Source organism: Nisaea sp. (genome assembly GCF_039990255.1).
Classification (GTDB): Bacteria; Pseudomonadota; Alphaproteobacteria; order Thalassobaculales; family Thalassobaculaceae; genus Nisaea.
Genome location: NZ_JBDXGG010000007.1, coordinates 581,286 through 597,640, shown reverse-complemented (window position 1 = coordinate 597,640; position 16,355 = coordinate 581,286). Strand labels below are relative to the sequence as shown.

Sequence of the window (16,355 nt, the reverse complement as noted above, 5' to 3'; positions counted from 1 at the left end):
GGATTAATGACCGCAAACACAAACGGACCTGTTACCCTTGTGCCCAGCAATCGGCGAGAATTTTTACGCCGGGATGCGTCCCTGCTCGGCCAGGTTTCAACGTCACCCGATTTTTCGCAATGCTGGGCAGTTACGATCACCAACATATCTCTGACCGGCATGCGCCTTATCGGAGACTTTCCGAATTTTTCGCCGGGCGCGCTCTATGTTCGGCTCGACGGCATCGACGTGACTATTAGCGGTCTGTTCGTTTCACAGAATCAGGAAAGTCTACGGATTCAAATCAGCCTCGACGATCTTCAATTGAGCGAATTGGTCGAACGCTCCGATGTTTATACATCTCTGGTTCTTCAGGCTGTTCCGGATTTTCTTTCTTCGCGATAACACCTACATAAAGAGACAAATTTCCACACAACCCATTGATTCTCTTCTTTTTTAAAGAAGACCAATTTAGTCACTTATTTGCTGTTGCAATTGCGAATGACTTTCAATAGTGTCCCTTCATCGACATCGGAACCAGCGGGGCCAAGACCTCGCAGGCGACATCTTAAGGATGAAATATGCGAGCGAAATCATTAGTGAGACTAACTGCTGCCTTCGCAATCGCTGGGAGTCTTTCCGCCGCACCGGTCTTGGCAGACGACGTGAACGCGAAGAAAGACATCATCAAGACCTATTCGAACATCGCCGCCGCCGCCTACGGAGACTCCCTGGCTAGCGCCAAGAAACTCCAGAGCGCTATCGCGGCGCTCGTCGCCAAGCCGACTGACGCAACCTTGAACGGTGCCCGCAGCGCATGGATTGAAGCCCGCGAGCCTTATCAACAGACCGAGGCCTATCGCTTCGGCAACGCCATCGTCGACGATTGGGAAGGCAAAGTGAATGCCTGGCCGCTGGACGAAGGCCTGATCGACTACGTGCAGACCGACATCTACGGCGCCGAGTCGGATGGTAATCCATATTACACCGCCAATGTGATCGCCAATACGAAGCCAACCATTGCCGGAAAGGTACTGGACGCCACCAATATCGACCGTACGCTCGTCCAGTCGCTGCATGAGATCGATGAAATCGAGTCCAATGTCGCGACCGGCTATCATGCCATCGAATTCCTGCTCTGGGGCCAGGATCTGAACGGTACCGGCCCAGGCGCCGGAGCCCGACCGGCTTCCGACTTTGATACGAATAATTGCACTAACGGGAATTGCGCGCGACGCGCTGCCTACCTCACCACTGCGACAGACATGCTCGTCGATGAACTGGCATGGATGACGGAGCAGTGGGCCGATGGCGGCGCCGCGCGCACCGGCCTTGTCGATGGAGATGCAGACAAGGGCATTGCGACCATCCTTACCGGCATGGGCAGCCTCTCTTATGGCGAGCTAGCCGGCGAGCGGATGAAGCTTGGCCTGATGCTGCACGACCCCGAGGAAGAGCATGACTGCTTCAGCGATAACACCCATCGCTCGCACTACAACGATGCCCTCGGTATCCGGAATGTCTATCTCGGCGAATACAAGCGGACCGATGGGTCTGTCGTGAAAGGCGCAAGCCTCTCCGCTTTCGTCTCCAACAAGGACAGCAGCGCGGATCAGGAACTGCGCGCCGCCCTGGATGCCACCATGAATAAAATGACCACCCTCTCCGACACAGCGGAAAAAGGGGAGCGTTATGACCAAATGCTTGCGGAAGGAAACACACGGGGGAACGAGATCGTTCAAGCCGCCGTGGATGCCCTCTCCGTGCAAACCAGGTCGATCGAGCGTGTCGTCGCAGCGCTCGGTCTGTCAGCCCTCGAGTTCGAAGGTTCCGACAGTCTAGACAATCCGGGGGCTGTTTTTCAGTAACCGGTGCGACACCAGCATATCTCTCCCACTCAAAGGGGACGGCTCACGCCGTCCCCTCTTTTCTGTTCGCGCTTCTATTCGAGCCGGACCACTTTGCGCTAGAATCGAATGATGCCGAACCGATCACGATTGCTGTCCTGCGCGCTGATTATCTACGCTGCCTGCTTGTCCATCGCTTTCGCGGAGACTGACCAGGACCGTATTGCCCAGATCACGGCGCCAACGTCAGATTTCTCCAAGCCGGAAAAATACGAAATCATGCAGGCCGGCGCTGCGACCCATCGGAAACGGATCAACCGCGACGCTTTCTCCCATCCCTCCGCGAACATGGCCTTCGACCGTCGGCTCGCCTTTGAGATCGGAGACGGTGTCTTCAAGAAAATGTGGGTCAGCTCCCCCGCCAGCACCAAATCATCGGACGGGCTCGGACCACTTTACAATGCCCGCTCTTGCCAGCGCTGCCACTTGAAGGACGGGCGCGGCGCAGCGCCCGATGGCAGGCAGTCCGAAAACAGCTCGGTTGCCCTGTTGCTGCGCCTCAGTATCCCACCGCAGAGCGACGAGGATCACGCCAAGTTACAATCAGGCGCGGCGCCCTCCATTCCCGATCCTGTTTATGGTGGCCAGTTGCAGAACTTCGCCACCCCGGGGCAAATCGCTGAAGCGGCCGTCACTATTGATTATGAAGAAAGTCCAGTGTCCCTCTTTGATGGGACAATTGTGTCTCTGCGAAGACCGGTAATAGCCTTGAGCCAACTCGGCTATGGCCCATTTCGGGGCGATATGATGATCTCCCCCCGGATTGCCTCGCCAATGATCGGTCTCGGCATGCTCGAAGCGCTTTCGGAGAAGGATATCCTGAGCTGGGCAGACCCGGATGACAGGAACGGCGACGGCATTTCAGGACGCGGCAATCGTATCAGGAGCAAGCTTACCCAGGAAATGATGCTGGGCCGGTTCGGCTGGAAAGCCAATCAGGCCACCTTGAAGGATCAGGTCACAGACGCATTCTCCGGCGACCTCGGTATTTCCTCCAGCCTACACCCCGCGAATGCCGGTGATTGCACATCTGCACAGGCAAACTGCATCAACGCCCCGAATGGCGGGGATGCAAAGAGCGGCGACGTGGAAATCAACGATCACCTGCTGGACTTGGTGACCTTTTACAGCCGCAATCTGGCCGTTCCGGCCCGGCGCGATGTCAGCGCCCCGGACGTGCTGGGCGGCAAGAAGGTATTCTACGAGGCCGGTTGCATTGCTTGTCACCGTCCAAAATACGTCACCCAGCGGGACCCTCTGCGCCCGGAGCAATCCTTCCAACTTATCTGGCCATATACCGACATGTTGCTGCATGACATGGGCGACGGTCTCGCCGACAATCGACCGGACGGTTTTGCAGATGGCCGGGAATGGCGCACGCCTCCACTCTGGGGTATCGGACTGACAAAAACCGTCAGCGGACATACGAATTTTCTGCACGATGGCCGCGCTCGCAGCCTGCTCGAAGCAATTCTTTGGCATGGCGGCGAAGCAGCTGCGGCGCGTGACCGGGTCATCGCCCTCCCGACCAGGGATCGCGAGGACCTTATCCGTTTTCTCAACTCGCTATAGGCCGCACGCTATGCAACGCATCCTGATCCTGTTGGTCTCAAGTCTAGTCATCTCGGCCGTCTGGGCGACCGGCCCGGCTCGTGCAGCGGATACTGATGGCCTCTTCAGGACCATCTCACAAGCGAGCGTCTCCGCTCATATCGTCCCGAGATACAAAAAACTGGCGGCGTCTGGCGCCGGGCTTAGCGCTGCCGCAAAAACCTACTGCCAGGACCGCAACGCGGATTCCTTCACGGCCCTGGACAACGCATTCCGGAACTACTGGACCGCGTGGGCCAGTATCCGGCACATCCAGTTCGGCCCGGTGCACCTCGAGAACCGGGGATTTCGGATCCAGTTCTGGCCGGATTTCAGAAACAAGACCAGCAAGCAGCTCGCCCGCGTCCTCGCAGCGGAAGACATCACCGCACTTGAGAAAACCACCTTCGCTAAAACCAGTATCGCGGTTCAAGGCCTTCCGGCGCTCGAACGGTTGCTGACTAAAGGACATGAGGGATTTGACGGGCCAAAGGGCGCTTTCGAATGTGCGCTCACTGTCACCATCACGGATAATCTTTTCGATATCGCGCGCGGCATTAGCGAGGACTGGAACCCGACCGACGGTTACGCCCATGTAATTGCCCTTGCCGGCTCTAAAGGCAGCCCCTATTCGGACGCCTCGGAGGTGACGGTAGAATTGTTGCAAAGCCTGCTCGGCGAATTGGAAGCAAGTCGAGACGTGCGGATCGGGCGTCCCCTCGGTTCTTCAACAGATAGAGCCCACCCGAAACAAGCCGAAGCCTGGCGCAGCGGCCTGTCGAGAACTCTTCTTCTCGAGGCTTTGAAAGGCGCTGAGGATTTGTATCTCAGCGGCGGATTCGATCACGCACTGCGAGATGTCGGGAAAGCTGCGCTTGCCGACAGAATCTCGGGCGGTTTCCAGAAAGCAATCATCGACGTCTCCGCTCTGGATACCTCTCTTTACGTTGCTTTCAAAGCCCCGGACGGTCGCATAAAACTGCAAGCCGTACGGGCCGATCTGAAAAGCCTTACCGGTCTGATTGCCACAGACCTCGCGGTCGCACTCGACATCTCGCCTGGTTTCAACAGCCGCGACGGGGACTGAATGCTGTGATCACGCGCAGGATCCTGCTTACGGGCCTCATCGCCTCCGGAGCGACGGCCCTGATCTCCTCACCGCTCACCGCCGGTCAGGCCGATGATCGCCTACTGATATCCTGCGCACGGAAATCCGATGGCAGCTTCGTTCTGGCCGGGTTCACAGAGAACGGCTCGGTACCGTTCGAGCTGCCGCTGCCAGGGCGAGGACACGCCACAAGCGTCTCGCCGAACGGCAGAACGGCAGTCCATATGGCCCGTCGACCCGGTCGCTTCATGCTGATAGCGGACCTTGAAACAGGCACGTTAAGAGATCTGGTAAACGCACCGGAAGGCCGCCATTTCTATGGCCATGCCGAATTCTCCCCGGACGGCCGCCTGCTGTTCACGACCGAGAACGATTACGACAATGCCAAGGGAACCATTGGGGTCTGGTCAGTCGGCGAACGCTATGAGCGAGTTAGCGAATGGGATAGTCACGATATCGGCCCGCACGATATCAGCGTGATGCCGGACGGCGTGACGCTGGTTGTCGCCAATGGCGGCATCCTGACCCATCCGGACAGTGGCCGCACCAAGCTGAATATCGCCGACATGAAACCGAGTCTGGTCTTCATCGATGCCCGCGACGGCAGCTTTATCCGCAAGATCGAACTACCGGCGGAGCTGCACAAGAACAGCATCCGTCACCTCGACACCGGGCCGGACGGCACCGTTCTGTTTGGCATGCAATATCAGGGCGATGTCTCTGATGCGCCACCGCTTGTCGGTATGGTCGGGCGCGACGGGAAGAGCGTGTTGTTCGATCCGCCTGAAACCCAGTCGGCCGGTCTCAAGGGATACTGCGCCGACGTCGCCATAGATCCGAGCGGGAAGTTCGGCGCCAGCACTTTCCCGCGCGGCGGCCGGATCGCCATCTGGTCAATACCGGACGGCACATTGGTGTCCTTCAATGACGCACGCGACAGCGCCGGCGTGGCGGCCGGAGCTCATCCCGGCGGTTTCCGGTTCTCCACCGGTTTCGGTAAACTTCTCTCCCGCATCGCCGATCCTACCGGTCTTGTTACCACAGGTGATTCACGGCGTTTTCCCGGACTGGCGTTTGATAACCATATGAGTGCGCTTGAGCGACCCCACGAACTCCCGTCACGCTAAATCAGCCGGTGCGACAGTTCGGCGACTGTGTCTGATCTTCGCAACGCTATATTAATAAAAACAATAGATCGTCGACCTAGAACGACTGACTAATTTGGAGAGAACAATGCTGCGTAAAGTCGCTTTGACTGCTGTCCTTCTCGCTCTGACCATTGGCCCGGCATTGGCCGAAGGCGATGCTGCGAAGGGCAAGAAGGTCTTCCGGAAATGCAAGGCCTGTCACGTTGTCGACAAGGAAAAGAACCGGGTCGGCCCGCATCTTGTCGGCATCATTGGCCGTTCTGCGGGCAGCGTCGAGAAATTCAAATATTCCAAGGCGCTGAAAGCCAAGGCCGCTGAAGGCCTAGTGTGGGATGAAGCGAACATCGCAGAGTTTCTGAAAGCCCCGAAAAAATATCTCAAGGGAACGAAAATGGCATTTGTCGGCCTGAAGAAGCAGAACGATATCGATAATGTCATTGCCTACATAAAAGCCGAAAGCGGCAAGTAAGGGGCCCGACCACAATACCTGCGCCGCGCACCAAATCAGGTGCGCGGTCAGTTTTTGGTGAAGGCTTTGAACCGGGCTTCCAGATCGGCGCAGTAATCCTTATCGGGCTGAGCCGGATCCGTGTACCAGACATAATCGAACCTGCTGGCCGGCACCGCATCCTCCTCCCCGGCCCAGACGATCTCCAGATCGCCTTCCATCAGGCCAATTGAGGCAATGTTTTCGCCGTCGAAGCGCCGTTCAAGATGAAAACCCACACCAATATCCCGTCGCGCATGCTGGCCTCCGGCAATCAGCACAGCCCCATCGGCTATCCCGGCAGACCGCACCATCGCCTCAGCCAGACTGGCATCCCGGGCGATCTGCACAGCGACCACCGGTGAAAGCTTCGTTCTGGGAACCAGCCCGCAATGGCCGCGATAAACCTCATCCAAAAGCATTTCCATGACCCGCTCCGGAACCGGCTCGTCCAGTCGAAGCGTCTTGCCCAGATCGGTTTCCGCAAGATCTTCATTGCTCATGGCCCGGACAGTGTCCGAATCCAGATTACCGGCAATTATCGGCAGACCGGCCGTCAGTGCCTCCTCCGCGATAGGCCGGTAGAATTTCCAGTCTGGCCAACCGGTTTCAGCCCAACCGATAGCATCTGCAAATGCGTCAGCATCGGTTCCTCCCGCCGCTAGAAACTCATTAATCGCGGGCTGTTTACCGCGCTCGATCATCTCCCAGACCAGAGCCGGCTTGCGACCGGTCGCAATCATCCGCCGCAGAATCTCCGCCTGGATCTGGTGATGCTCCGGATTATCGTGCTTCTCGCCAAGCAACACAAAGCGACGCTCTGCCAGATCTGTCGACAGACGCTCTATTGAAAGCGGCTCGCCAGTCTCCGTCTCGAACAAGGCGGGTGGAGGAGAGGCGCAAGCAGAACCTCCAGCCGAAAGAGCTGCCACACCGACGATCAGAGCGACACCCAAAATGCCACCCCATCGCCCAACAACATGTGAGATGTGGGGTATGGTCATCAATCAAACAGGCTATCGATCGCGTCCTGGTCCATGATGTTGTCGATCTCTGCCTGATCGAACCGCGGCACAGTTCCGTTGATCACGCCGGAGATCTGCTCAAGCGTCAGTCTGACCTCGCGAACCTTGGCCATGGTCTGATTTCGGAACTCATCCTCGGGCACTGACCCGTTCAATTCCTTCAGAAGATCCCGTGTCGCAAAGATCTGCTGATTGGCCGAAGCCACCAGATCCTCGAAGGCATGGATGTATTCGTGCGGAGCGTTTTCATAGGCCCAGATCGCCAACTCTTTGTCGGAGAATCCGCTGGCCGCAAAATGCTCGATATAGGTCGCCGGTTCCCATTCATCGACATCCTCGAGCATATCCGGCATGTCCGGAACAAGCTCAAGCAACATCACCACTTCGTTGAAATGGTTCAGATAATCGGTCGCCAGCAGGGAGGTCTCATTGATATTGGTTCCCCGGACCAGCAACCTGTAAGTCTTGGTAAGGCGAGGCTGTGTCTCCATCGCGACAACCATACCGCATTCCCCAACCGTTTTAGACGTAATTTTACGACATATACCCGCAACTCATTAAGGTTGCGTATATTTTTAGACAATTGATGATGTTTTCACACTCCACCGACTTGGCGTGAGGAGTTCAACCCACCGATCAGAGTGCCTGTAACGCGCACCATAATTTCCGGATTATGCATAAGACACCCCCGACCAGGGGACGGACGGAGAAACGGCGGTACGCATTGCCAATTACGGCTGACTGCCTTCAGTCCATGAGGTCAAAACTGCGCAGCTTGTCAGGATTGCGCATGATCATGATTTCAGCGATCCGCAGGTCCGCATTCACGATGAAAGACACCACGGCATGCGCGGACGGGCCGTCCCTCACGATCATGGCAAGCTGCGCGTTGATTTCGGCGACCTCGATGGAGAAGGAAGACCAAAACTTGGGCAGGGCTCTGGTAACGAAGGTGATGATTCTATCCGGGCCTTTCACGGGCCCAATAATGGATGCAGCCTTGCCGCCACTGTCGGCCGACAGAACTGCGTCGTTCGCCAACAATCTTGCAAGCCCCTCAGGCGCCCCGGACTGCAACGCTGTCCGGAAGGCATCGACCAGGTTTTGCTGCAGGTCCCTCGGAGCAGGCTTGGTATTGCCCGCCTGCCTGACATTCACCCGCGCCCGCGAGACCAGCTTGCGGCAAGCAGTCTCGGCGATCCCGAGTTGCGCAGCGATTTCCGCATATTCCATCGCGAACACGTCATGCAGCACGAATGCGGCCCGCTCTTTCGGTGCCAACCGCTCCAACACCAGAAGAAAGGCCATGGTCACGCTCTCGCTGACCATAAGGTCCGTTTCCGGTGTCGTGATTTCAGCAGTTGCCATCGGCTCCGGCAACCAGTGGCCGACATAGTCTGTCCGGCTGCGTCGTGCCGATTTCAACACATCGAGAGACCGCCGGGTACAAACTGAGGTCAGCCATGCGCGAGGCTGCGCGATCACGGCACGATCCGTTGCGCTCCAGGCCAGAAAGGAATCCTGCACGACGTCTTCAGCCTCAGCACGAGAACCAAGGAGCCGGTAGGCAAGGCCGATCAACATCGGCCGCGCCTGCTCGAATTCCCGAATGTAATCCGGAGTCTGTGTCATCAGTGTTGCGATACCTGAATGCGGTTCCAGAGATTGATCATGGCCACAATCGCCGTCAGCGTTGAGATTTCCTGATCTGAGAAATGCTTCCGGAGTTCAGCTCTCTGTGGACCAAGGTCAGCGTTTGGATCAACCACGGTCAAAGCTTCGGTCCATGCCAAAGCCGCTTTCTCCGCATCGGAAAAAATCCGGACGTGCCGCCAGACGATCAGTCTGTCAATGCGGTCCTGGGTCTCTCCATCCTGCCGGGCTTCGTCGATATGCATCTTCACGCAGAAGGCGCATTGATTGATCTGCGAGGCGCGCAACTTCACCAGATGATGAAGCAGTTTGTCGAATCCGGTTTCGGCGATGCTTGCCTCTACCGCTTCCAGCTTGCCGAGGATGGCCTCCGCGTTGGCGTAAAAATTCACGGGTCCGTTGCCAGCCATGGTTTTCTCCTTCGTGGCATTGCAATGTGGTTTCACAGACATGTCGAGTCAGCCTTCCCCGCTGTGACATAGGCCATGAAAGAACTGTCTTTCGTCGCCTCGACAGCAGAGATGGAAGTGCGGAGATCAACAGGTTAGCTTACGCTTCATGGTCAATAGACTCCTCGCGTTCGGCTCTCTCCTGCTCGGCACCGCCCGCGATGTGTTACCGATCGTGCTGGTCGTCGCCTTCTTCCAGTTGGTGGTCCTGCAGCAGCCCTTCCCCAATCTCGGACACGCGCTGGCCGGTCTGGTTTTCGTGGTGATCGGCCTGACATTATTTCTGCAAGGCCTAGAGATGGCCTTGTTCCCAATTGGGGAATTTCTTGCGGGCGCCCTCGCGCGTAAGGGCAGCCTTACCTGGCTATTGCTGTTTTCCTTTGGTCTCGGCTTCGGGACGACCGTGGCCGAACCCGCCCTGATCGCGGTCGGCGACGAGGCGGCCCGGGTGATGGCGGAAGGCGGTTTCATTGCCAATGCGCCGGACGCAATGGCCTCCTATGCGCGCGCACTCCGCTACACAGTTGCAGCATCTGTCGGCCTGGCCATCGTCGTTGGCGTGTTCCGTATCCTGAAAGGATGGCCGCTGCACTGGATCATGATCGGCGGTTATGTGGTCGTGCAGACGCTGACTGTGGTTGCACCTGAACAGATCATCGGAATCGCATACGATTCCGGTGGCGTCACCACATCTACGGTAACCGTTCCGCTGGTCACGGCGCTTGGCGTTGGACTGGCGACGGTCATCAAGGGCCGCAACCCGGCAATCGACGGTTTCGGGCTCATCGCCTTCGCGTCACTGTCGCCGATGATCTTCGTCCTCATTTTCGGGATGGTGTACTAGGCATGGCGATGGAATGGACCGCGGCGCTCTATGAAGCTTTTGTCGGCACGCTCATTGATGTGTTTCCGATTGCCGCCATTCTCGTCTTTTTCCAATTGGTCGTGCTGCGCCAGAGCATCCCGCACCTAGGCCGGGTACTGCTCGGCTTCGTCTATGTGATTTTCGGTCTCTCGCTATTCCTGGTCGGGTTGCAGGAAGCGCTGTTCCCGATCGGTGAGTTGATGGCGACGCAGCTGACCGACCCGGATTTCATCGCACCCGGCCGGGATATCACGAGCCTCGACTGGACGGATTACTACTGGGTCTATCTGTTCGCGGCAGCCATCGGCTTCTCTACCACCATAGCAGAGCCATCGCTGATCGCTGTCGCCAACAAGGCCAGTGTCCTCACAGGCGGCACCATCAATGGCAGAGGTCTGCGAATAGCCGTTGCTATAGGCGTCGCCCTCAGCATTGCAGTCGGCGCCTTCCGGATCGTAACCGGCACGCCACTCTATCTCTATATGATCGTCGGCTATGCGTTCGTCGTCCTGCAAACGATCTATGCGCCGCGCATGATTATTCCACTGGCCTACGATTCCGGCGGCGTCACCACATCGACGGTCACTGTGCCTTTGGTCACCGCTCTCGGTCTCGGCCTTGCCTCGACCGTCCCCGGTCGAGACGCTGTGCTGGACGGGTTCGGGTTGATCGCACTCGCCAGTCTTTTTCCAATGCTCAGCGTGATGAGTTACGCCCAGGCAGGCGCCTGGATGGCCGCTCGGCGCAGTAAGCGCGCAACCGGCAATCCCAATTCCAAAACCGCACCCACACAGCCAGGGAGCCAGCAATGAAGTTCAAGCTGATAGTTGCAGTGGTCAGCGATGCCAAGACTGACATCGTGGTCGATACCGCACGAAAATGCGGTGGCACCGGCAGCACCGTCATTACCAATGTTCGGGGCGAGGGCCTCAAGCCCTCCTCAACCTTCCTCGGCCTGACCCTTGAGGGCCAGCGCGATGTCGTCCTGCTGGTGGTCGAGGAACATATGTCACGTCATATCCTGGAAGAAATCAGCCGTGCTGCACGGTTCGACGAGGATCTCGGCAGCGGCGTCGCTTTTCAGATCGATATCGAGGATGCCGTTGGCCTGACCTCGCAAATCAAAGAAATCGAAAAAGAGATCGAGGAAGAAATATGAACCACCATCCTTATGTGAAGGTCGAGGACGTGATGAGCGGCAATCCGCATGTCATTGACGGCCTCGCGACAGTGCGGAACGCCATCGACCTGATGCGGGAGCACAATGTCAGCTCGCTGGTGATCGAACGGCGGGACGACAGGGACGAGTACGGCGTCGTCTCGGTCGGCGACATCGCGGCACATGTAGCCAGCAAGGACCGCTCACCGGAACGGACCAACGTATACGAAATCATGTCGAAGCCGGTGCTGTCCGTGGATATCGGCATGGACATCAAATATGCGATCCGCATGCTGAACCGCTTCAAACTGACCCGCGCACTGGTCACTCGGCAGGGCGAGATGGTTGGTATCGTGACACTGCGTGACATGGTTGTGCGCTATACTGCCTCTGACTGACACCTATTCGAGCGTGGGAAAATGATCGGTATTCTGAGTCATTCCGCCTACAGGCATCTTTTCTTCGCGCAGGCGCTGTCGCTGCTCGGCAGCGGCCTGACAACGGTTGCCCTCGGATTGCTCGCCTACCAGATCGCCGGACCGCATGCCGGGCTTGTGCTCGGCACCGCCCTCGCCATCAAGATGATCGCCTATGTCGTGTTGGGCCCGATCGGCGCGGCCCTCTCCACCCGGTTTCGCAGGGGCCCCTTTCTTGTCGCACTGGATCTGATCCGGGCTGGATTCGTGATCCTGCTGCCGTTCGTGACCGAAATCTGGCAGATCTATCTGCTGATCTTTCTATTTCAGGCCTGTTCAGCCGCCTTTACGCCGACTTTCCAGGCCACCATTCCCGATCTTCTGCCAGAGGAACGCGATTACACACGGGCGCTGTCCCTGTCTCGGCTGCTCTATGATCTTGAGCAACTGGCCAGCCCACTTCTGGCAGGACTGCTTCTCTCGGTCATGACATTTCACGGCCTCTTTACCGGCAATGCGCTCGGCTTCCTCGCCTCCGCCGCCCTGATCCTTACGGCATCGATACCCGCGCAGAAACCTGACGCGACGCGGCGCAGTTTCGGTGCCCGGGTGTCCCGCGGCAGCTGGATCTATCTCAAGACCCCCCGTTTGCGCGGTCTCCTCGCGCTGAGCTTCGCAGTTTCCGCGGCGGGGTCCATGGTGATCGTCAATACTGTTGTGTTTGTGCGGGATGTGCTCGGCGGCACCGAGACGGACGTCACGCTGTTCTATGCGGCGGCTGGCCTTGGCTCGATGATCGTCGCCCTAACCCTACCGAAGCTGCTAGCGCACCGTCCCGCACGTCCCCTAATGCTTATAGGCGGTGTGCTTCTGTTGCTCGCGCTCTGCGCCGGCATTGCGGCGGAAACTTATCTTCAGGCGCTGATGGTATGGTGCGCAATCGGTATCGGTACATCCATGGTGATGACACCGTCGGGCCTCTTGCTCAGGCAATCATGCCATGCCGAAGACAGAACCGACCTGTTCGCCGCCCAGTTCGCGCTTTCGCATGCCTGCTGGCTCGCCGCTTATCCTCTGGCCGGATGGGTTGCGACATCCTTCGGTATGGATGTGGCCTTCGCAGCACTCGCTGTCGGCGCAGCGGTTGGTCTTGCAACAGCGCTGCATTTCTGGCCGGCGCTTGACCCGGCCGAACTCGCGCACGAGCATGAGGAGTTAATTCACGAGCACGCGGTTTCAGACGATGGGCATCATGAGGCTGCGCACCGCGTGCCGATCGACCCATCCGGGCAAAAGCACCGGCATCGCAAGTACAGCCACAGCCATACCTTTATCATCGACGATCACCACACGGCGTGGCCGCGCGGATAGAAAAGCCTTTTGATAAAGGTACTGCCGAAGAGATCGCGATCCCGGTGCGAGTGCAATCTTACCAGCTACCGGTATTTTCCATCGAAGCCCAGGGCTCGGCCATCGCCAGCGCCTCGCCTTCCTGAAGAATTTCGATGGAAATACCGTCCGGAGACTTCACGAAAGCCATGTTGCCGTCACGCGGCGGGCGATTGATGGTGACACCGGCATCCATGATCTTCTGGCAAGTCTCGTAAATATTCTCGACCCGGAAGGCGAGATGCCCCCAGGCCCGACCGGTCGTGTACTCTTCCGGGTCCCAGTTATAAGTGAGCTCAATCACCGGTGCGCGTTTTTCAGAGGCGGCAGTCGCCTCGTCACCCGGTGCGTAGAGGAAAATATTGGTAAAACGGCCCTTCTCGCTGTCATAGCGATGGACTTCCTTGAGGCCGAGTATTTCGCAGTAGAATTTCAGGCTCTCGTCGATGTCGCTGATTCGAACCATCGTGTGCAGATACCGCATGTGCTCGCTCCCGCTTGGCATACTTGTGAAATTGCGTTGAGGTTATGACATTGCTCAAGCGTCTCCGGGATACAAGCCCGCTTTCCAAAATGTGGTGGTACCGTCCTTGCGGGAATTGACCCGCCGGGCCGTCAACTCCGCATGCCCTCACGCCACGCGGCGATCAGGGCTGCGGCATCGGCGCCGATCCGGTCCACTGGCTTGCCCGGTTTGAAGATCGAGGAGCCAACGGCAACCGCCCTCGCCCCTGCCGCAAAAAAGTCCGCAATATTTTCCAGCCCTACCCCGCCGGTGACGACGATCCCTCGATCCGGCGGCAGTACTGCGCGCAACGCGCCGACAATCTTCGGCTGGATCGCATCACCGGGGAACAGCTTCAGATAATCCGCACCCGCCGTCAGCGCCTGAAAGGCTTCTGTAGGGGTAAAGAAACCCGGCATGGAGACGAGGCCGCACCTTTTCGTCTCATCGATCACACGCGTATCCGTGTTGGGAGAGACAACAAGGCGGCCGCCCGCAGCTGCGACGGCACGCACATCCTCGTCCGTCAATACGGTCCCGGCGCCGATAACCGCGCGGTCTCCAAGGCCCCGTGCAAGGCTTTCAATACTCTCGTAAGGTTGCGGTGAGTTTAGCGGCACCTCAATCACACGAATTCCGCAATCGAACAGCGCCTGCCCGATCGCACCCGCGCGCTCAGGTTCCAGACCGCGCAGAATGGCAACAAGGGGACAGGCGCCAAGCGCCTCTTCAATACTGATCACAGCCGGCCCTCTCGAACGAGTATCAACCGGTGCAGTATGTCATCTCAGGCAGGATTCGAAACCGTCCGCTAATCCAAGCATCAAACCGTTATAGGCATCCGGTCCGAACGGGACTGTACTGCCAACCGGATCAAGAGTGCCTAGCTTCGCCCCGGACCCCTCGGCCACGACCTCCGCAAGCCGGGGTCTGAACTGCACTTCCCTGAAGATACAACGGATACCGCCATCAGCGACCCGTTGCCGGAGGGCCCGCAGCCGGGCTGCCCCCGGAGCCGCTCCAGTTACAAGGCTGATCGCGCCGGCAGCCTTCAAATCGAACGCGGATTCGAAATACTGATAAGCATCGTGGAAGACCAGAAACGGCCGCTCATGCACCCGTGCTAGCTTCTGCCGGATGGTTTCGGAGAGCTGATCTAGATCCTGCACAGCCGCCGCCGCATTGGCGTTATAGAGCGCAGCATGATCGGGATCTCTGGCGGCCAAAGATGCTGCGATCGCGGCGACAAAAGCTTTCGCATTAGATGGGCTCAACCAGACATGTGGATCGTCCGGGCCATGGTCGTGCCCGGCATGTTCGTCATGACCGTCTTTGTCATGATCTTCGTGCCCGGCGTGCTCGTCATGACCTTCCTTGTCATGATCGTCGTGCCCGGCATGCTCGGGAGAGTCCCAGAGCGCGCCCTCTCGAACAGGCAGATGCGTTACGCCTTTGACCTCAAACAACTCGATAACGCGACCGCCATTATCGACATCCCGGTCAACCGTCGCCTCAAGGAAGCTCTCGACGTTGTGCGACACCAGGAAAATCAGGTCGGCGTTCTCAAGGGCCCGAGCATCGGATGGGCGCAGCGCGTAACCATGCGGCGACTGACCATTCCGCAACAGGAGATGCGGCTCACCAGCCCCAGCCATGACTTTGGCAACCAGGCTGTGCACCGGCGGGATCGACGTCACGACCGACAGCTCGGCGCGCGCAGGAACGGTGCCAAGCAGAATAACGGCCAGGAAGCCGCCTATCTGTAGAAACGGATATCTCATTGGGGGATCTCAATGCTTGAATTCGAAAAAACGTTATAACATTACAAAATCCGAATTCAAGCTCGATCTGACTGAGCCACCTAGTTCCGCGACGACAACCTGCCCGGCCAGCGCGGCAGGCCGATCAGGAAGACGGCAAAGGCAACGAGCACGATGGATGGCCCCGCCGGCGTATCGAACTCCAGCGAGCCAAGCATGCCCAACATCACGGAAAACACACCTATGGCGACGGCACCTGCGACCATCGCCTCAGGGCTCCTGGCCCAGCGCCGCGCCCCGGCGGCAGGCAGGATCAGCAGCGATGTGATCAGCAGAACACCGACGACCTTGATTGCCACGGCAATGACCAGGGCAAGCAGCAGTGTAAAAATCAGGTTCGCCCTGCGGCCGCCAAGCCCTTCTGCCCGCGCCAGATCGCTGCTGACCGTCGTCGCCAACAGAGGTTCCCAGATCCGCCAGAGGCAGACGAGAACCACTGCGACGACAGCGTAGATCAGCATGATGTCCTGCATGGATACCGACAGTACGTCGCCGAAGAGCACACCCATCAGATCGACCCTGAGCCAGCTCATCAACCCGATGGCCACAAGGCCCATTGCCAAAGCCCCGTGCGAGAGGATGCCCAGCAATGTGTCCGTCGGCACGGAGCTCCAACGCTCAAGCGACAGCAGGAGTGCGGCCGCGGCGACCGTCACGGCGAAGATCCCCAGCACCGGCTCGATATTCAGCAGGAAGCCCAAGGCCAGCCCGAGCAAAGCGGAATGGGCCATGGTATCGCCGAAATAGGCAAGCCGACGCCAGACCACGAAACAGCCCAGCGGCCCGGCAGCGAGTGCCGCTCCGATCCCCGCCGCCAGTGCCCGCAGCAAAAAATCGTCAATCACAGAGCCGTCC

19 protein-coding genes are annotated in these 16,355 nt (G+C 58.4%); 11 read left to right on the top strand and 8 right to left on the bottom strand.

Annotated elements, in window-relative coordinates:
- The first annotated feature begins 6 nt into the window (after positions 1–6).
- The 6 genes from ABJ076_RS07500 (at position 7) to ABJ076_RS07475 (ending at position 6,201) form a co-directional block, all read left to right on the top strand.
- Complete coding sequence (locus ABJ076_RS07500; RefSeq protein ID WP_348194686.1) at positions 7–384, top strand: hypothetical protein; 378 nt, start codon at positions 7–9, stop codon at positions 382–384.
- A gap of 194 nt (positions 385–578) precedes the next feature.
- Positions 579–1,847: an imelysin family protein gene (locus tag ABJ076_RS07495; protein WP_348194684.1), complete on the top strand. Its 1,269-nt coding sequence runs from the start codon at positions 579–581 to the stop codon at positions 1,845–1,847.
- 111 nt (positions 1,848–1,958) lie between these two features.
- Positions 1,959–3,458, top strand: a complete 1,500-nt coding sequence (locus tag ABJ076_RS07490) for a di-heme oxidoredictase family protein (RefSeq protein ID WP_348194682.1) — start codon at positions 1,959–1,961, stop codon at positions 3,456–3,458.
- A gap of 10 nt (positions 3,459–3,468) precedes the next feature.
- A complete protein-coding gene (locus ABJ076_RS07485) occupies positions 3,469–4,563 on the top strand; it encodes an imelysin family protein (protein WP_348194680.1) in 1,095 nt (364 codons plus the stop codon).
- A 5-nt stretch (positions 4,564–4,568) separates the two neighbouring features.
- The gene (locus tag ABJ076_RS07480) at positions 4,569–5,711 is read left to right on the top strand and encodes a DUF1513 domain-containing protein (RefSeq protein ID WP_348194678.1); all 1,143 of its coding nucleotides are present in this window, start codon (positions 4,569–4,571) and stop codon (positions 5,709–5,711) included.
- A 106-nt stretch (positions 5,712–5,817) separates the two neighbouring features.
- Entirely contained in the window at positions 5,818–6,201 is a 384-nt protein-coding gene (locus ABJ076_RS07475) for a cytochrome c family protein (protein ID WP_348194676.1), read from the top strand.
- Between the two features lie 47 nt (positions 6,202–6,248).
- On the opposite strand, the gene ABJ076_RS07470 is transcribed toward ABJ076_RS07475, so the two are convergent.
- The 4 genes from ABJ076_RS07470 to ABJ076_RS07455 all read right to left on the bottom strand — a co-directional run bounded on the left by ABJ076_RS07470 (position 6,249) and on the right by ABJ076_RS07455 (position 9,307).
- Positions 6,249–7,223, bottom strand: coding sequence for a ChaN family lipoprotein (locus ABJ076_RS07470; protein ID WP_348194674.1), 975 nt, complete (start codon positions 7,221–7,223; stop codon positions 6,249–6,251).
- Positions 7,223–7,747, bottom strand: a complete 525-nt coding sequence (locus tag ABJ076_RS07465; protein ID WP_348194672.1) for a hypothetical protein — start codon at positions 7,745–7,747, stop codon at positions 7,223–7,225. Before ABJ076_RS07465 ends, ABJ076_RS07470 begins: the two co-directional genes overlap by 1 nt.
- A 244-nt stretch (positions 7,748–7,991) precedes the next feature.
- Complete coding sequence (gene sigJ, locus ABJ076_RS07460) at positions 7,992–8,876, bottom strand: RNA polymerase sigma factor SigJ (protein ID WP_348194670.1); 885 nt, start codon at positions 8,874–8,876, stop codon at positions 7,992–7,994.
- Entirely contained in the window at positions 8,876–9,307 is a 432-nt protein-coding gene (locus ABJ076_RS07455; RefSeq protein ID WP_348194668.1) for a carboxymuconolactone decarboxylase family protein, read from the bottom strand. Before ABJ076_RS07455 ends, sigJ begins: the two co-directional genes overlap by 1 nt.
- Positions 9,308–9,455: 148 nt before the next feature.
- Here ABJ076_RS07455 and ABJ076_RS07450 point away from each other — a divergent pair, with 148 nt between their 5' ends.
- From ABJ076_RS07450 to ABJ076_RS07430, 5 genes are read left to right on the top strand one after another with little or no spacing between them, the layout of a single operon-like run.
- Positions 9,456–10,190, top strand: coding sequence for a DUF1538 domain-containing protein (locus tag ABJ076_RS07450; RefSeq protein ID WP_348194666.1), 735 nt, complete (start codon positions 9,456–9,458; stop codon positions 10,188–10,190).
- 2 nt (positions 10,191–10,192) lie between these two features.
- Positions 10,193–11,023 carry a DUF1538 domain-containing protein gene (locus ABJ076_RS07445; RefSeq protein WP_348194664.1) on the top strand — a complete coding sequence of 277 codons (831 nt, stop codon included), beginning with the start codon at positions 10,193–10,195 and terminating at the stop codon, positions 11,021–11,023.
- Positions 11,020–11,370 carry a P-II family nitrogen regulator gene (locus ABJ076_RS07440; protein WP_348194663.1) on the top strand — a complete coding sequence of 117 codons (351 nt, stop codon included), beginning with the start codon at positions 11,020–11,022 and terminating at the stop codon, positions 11,368–11,370. Before ABJ076_RS07445 ends, ABJ076_RS07440 begins: the two co-directional genes overlap by 4 nt.
- A complete protein-coding gene (locus tag ABJ076_RS07435) occupies positions 11,367–11,768 on the top strand; it encodes a CBS domain-containing protein (protein ID WP_348194661.1) in 402 nt (133 codons plus the stop codon). The genes ABJ076_RS07440 and ABJ076_RS07435 overlap by 4 nt, the downstream gene beginning before the upstream one ends.
- A 21-nt stretch (positions 11,769–11,789) precedes the next feature.
- A complete protein-coding gene (locus tag ABJ076_RS07430) occupies positions 11,790–13,157 on the top strand; it encodes an MFS transporter (RefSeq protein ID WP_348194659.1) in 1,368 nt (455 codons plus the stop codon).
- Between the two features lie 58 nt (positions 13,158–13,215).
- Here the strand turns inward: ABJ076_RS07430 and gloA are convergent, their stop codons facing one another.
- The 4 genes from gloA to ABJ076_RS07410 form a co-directional block, all read right to left on the bottom strand.
- Positions 13,216–13,659 carry a lactoylglutathione lyase gene (gene gloA / locus ABJ076_RS07425; RefSeq protein ID WP_348194657.1) on the bottom strand — a complete coding sequence of 148 codons (444 nt, stop codon included), beginning with the start codon at positions 13,657–13,659 and terminating at the stop codon, positions 13,216–13,218.
- Positions 13,660–13,790: 131 nt separating this feature from the next.
- Entirely contained in the window at positions 13,791–14,423 is a 633-nt protein-coding gene (locus ABJ076_RS07420) for a 2-dehydro-3-deoxy-6-phosphogalactonate aldolase (protein WP_348194655.1), read from the bottom strand.
- A gap of 39 nt (positions 14,424–14,462) precedes the next feature.
- On the bottom strand, positions 14,463–15,461 hold the full coding sequence (locus tag ABJ076_RS07415; protein ID WP_348194653.1) for a zinc ABC transporter substrate-binding protein: 999 nt from the start codon (positions 15,459–15,461) through the stop codon (positions 14,463–14,465).
- Positions 15,462–15,541: 80 nt separating this feature from the next.
- Complete coding sequence (locus ABJ076_RS07410; RefSeq protein ID WP_348194651.1) at positions 15,542–16,345, bottom strand: metal ABC transporter permease; 804 nt, start codon at positions 16,343–16,345, stop codon at positions 15,542–15,544.
- Positions 16,346–16,355 lie beyond the last annotated feature (10 nt).

Excerpts from the sequence above, each read along its gene's own strand:
- ABJ076_RS07485 (WP_348194680.1), top strand. The coding sequence starts at position 3,469 with ATGCAACGCATCCTGATCCTGTTGGTCTCAAGTCTAGTCATCTCGGCC.
- ABJ076_RS07465 (WP_348194672.1), bottom strand. The coding sequence starts at position 7,747 with ATGGTTGTCGCGATGGAGACACAGCCTCGCCTTACCAAGACTTACAGG.
- ABJ076_RS07435 (WP_348194661.1), top strand. The coding sequence starts at position 11,367 with ATGAACCACCATCCTTATGTGAAGGTCGAGGACGTGATGAGCGGCAAT.
- ABJ076_RS07430 (WP_348194659.1), top strand. The coding sequence starts at position 11,790 with ATGATCGGTATTCTGAGTCATTCCGCCTACAGGCATCTTTTCTTCGCG.
- ABJ076_RS07500 (WP_348194686.1), top strand. The coding sequence starts at position 7 with ATGACCGCAAACACAAACGGACCTGTTACCCTTGTGCCCAGCAATCGG.
- ABJ076_RS07475 (WP_348194676.1), top strand. The coding sequence starts at position 5,818 with ATGCTGCGTAAAGTCGCTTTGACTGCTGTCCTTCTCGCTCTGACCATT.
- sigJ (WP_348194670.1), bottom strand. The coding sequence starts at position 8,876 with ATGACACAGACTCCGGATTACATTCGGGAATTCGAGCAGGCGCGGCCG.
- ABJ076_RS07440 (WP_348194663.1), top strand. The coding sequence starts at position 11,020 with ATGAAGTTCAAGCTGATAGTTGCAGTGGTCAGCGATGCCAAGACTGAC.
- ABJ076_RS07470 (WP_348194674.1), bottom strand. The coding sequence starts at position 7,223 with ATGACCATACCCCACATCTCACATGTTGTTGGGCGATGGGGTGGCATT.
- ABJ076_RS07455 (WP_348194668.1), bottom strand. The coding sequence starts at position 9,307 with ATGGCTGGCAACGGACCCGTGAATTTTTACGCCAACGCGGAGGCCATC.
- gloA (WP_348194657.1), bottom strand. The coding sequence starts at position 13,659 with ATGCGGTATCTGCACACGATGGTTCGAATCAGCGACATCGACGAGAGC.
- ABJ076_RS07490 (WP_348194682.1), top strand. The coding sequence starts at position 1,959 with ATGCCGAACCGATCACGATTGCTGTCCTGCGCGCTGATTATCTACGCT.
- ABJ076_RS07450 (WP_348194666.1), top strand. The coding sequence starts at position 9,456 with ATGGTCAATAGACTCCTCGCGTTCGGCTCTCTCCTGCTCGGCACCGCC.
- ABJ076_RS07415 (WP_348194653.1), bottom strand. The coding sequence starts at position 15,461 with ATGAGATATCCGTTTCTACAGATAGGCGGCTTCCTGGCCGTTATTCTG.
- ABJ076_RS07445 (WP_348194664.1), top strand. The coding sequence starts at position 10,193 with ATGGCGATGGAATGGACCGCGGCGCTCTATGAAGCTTTTGTCGGCACG.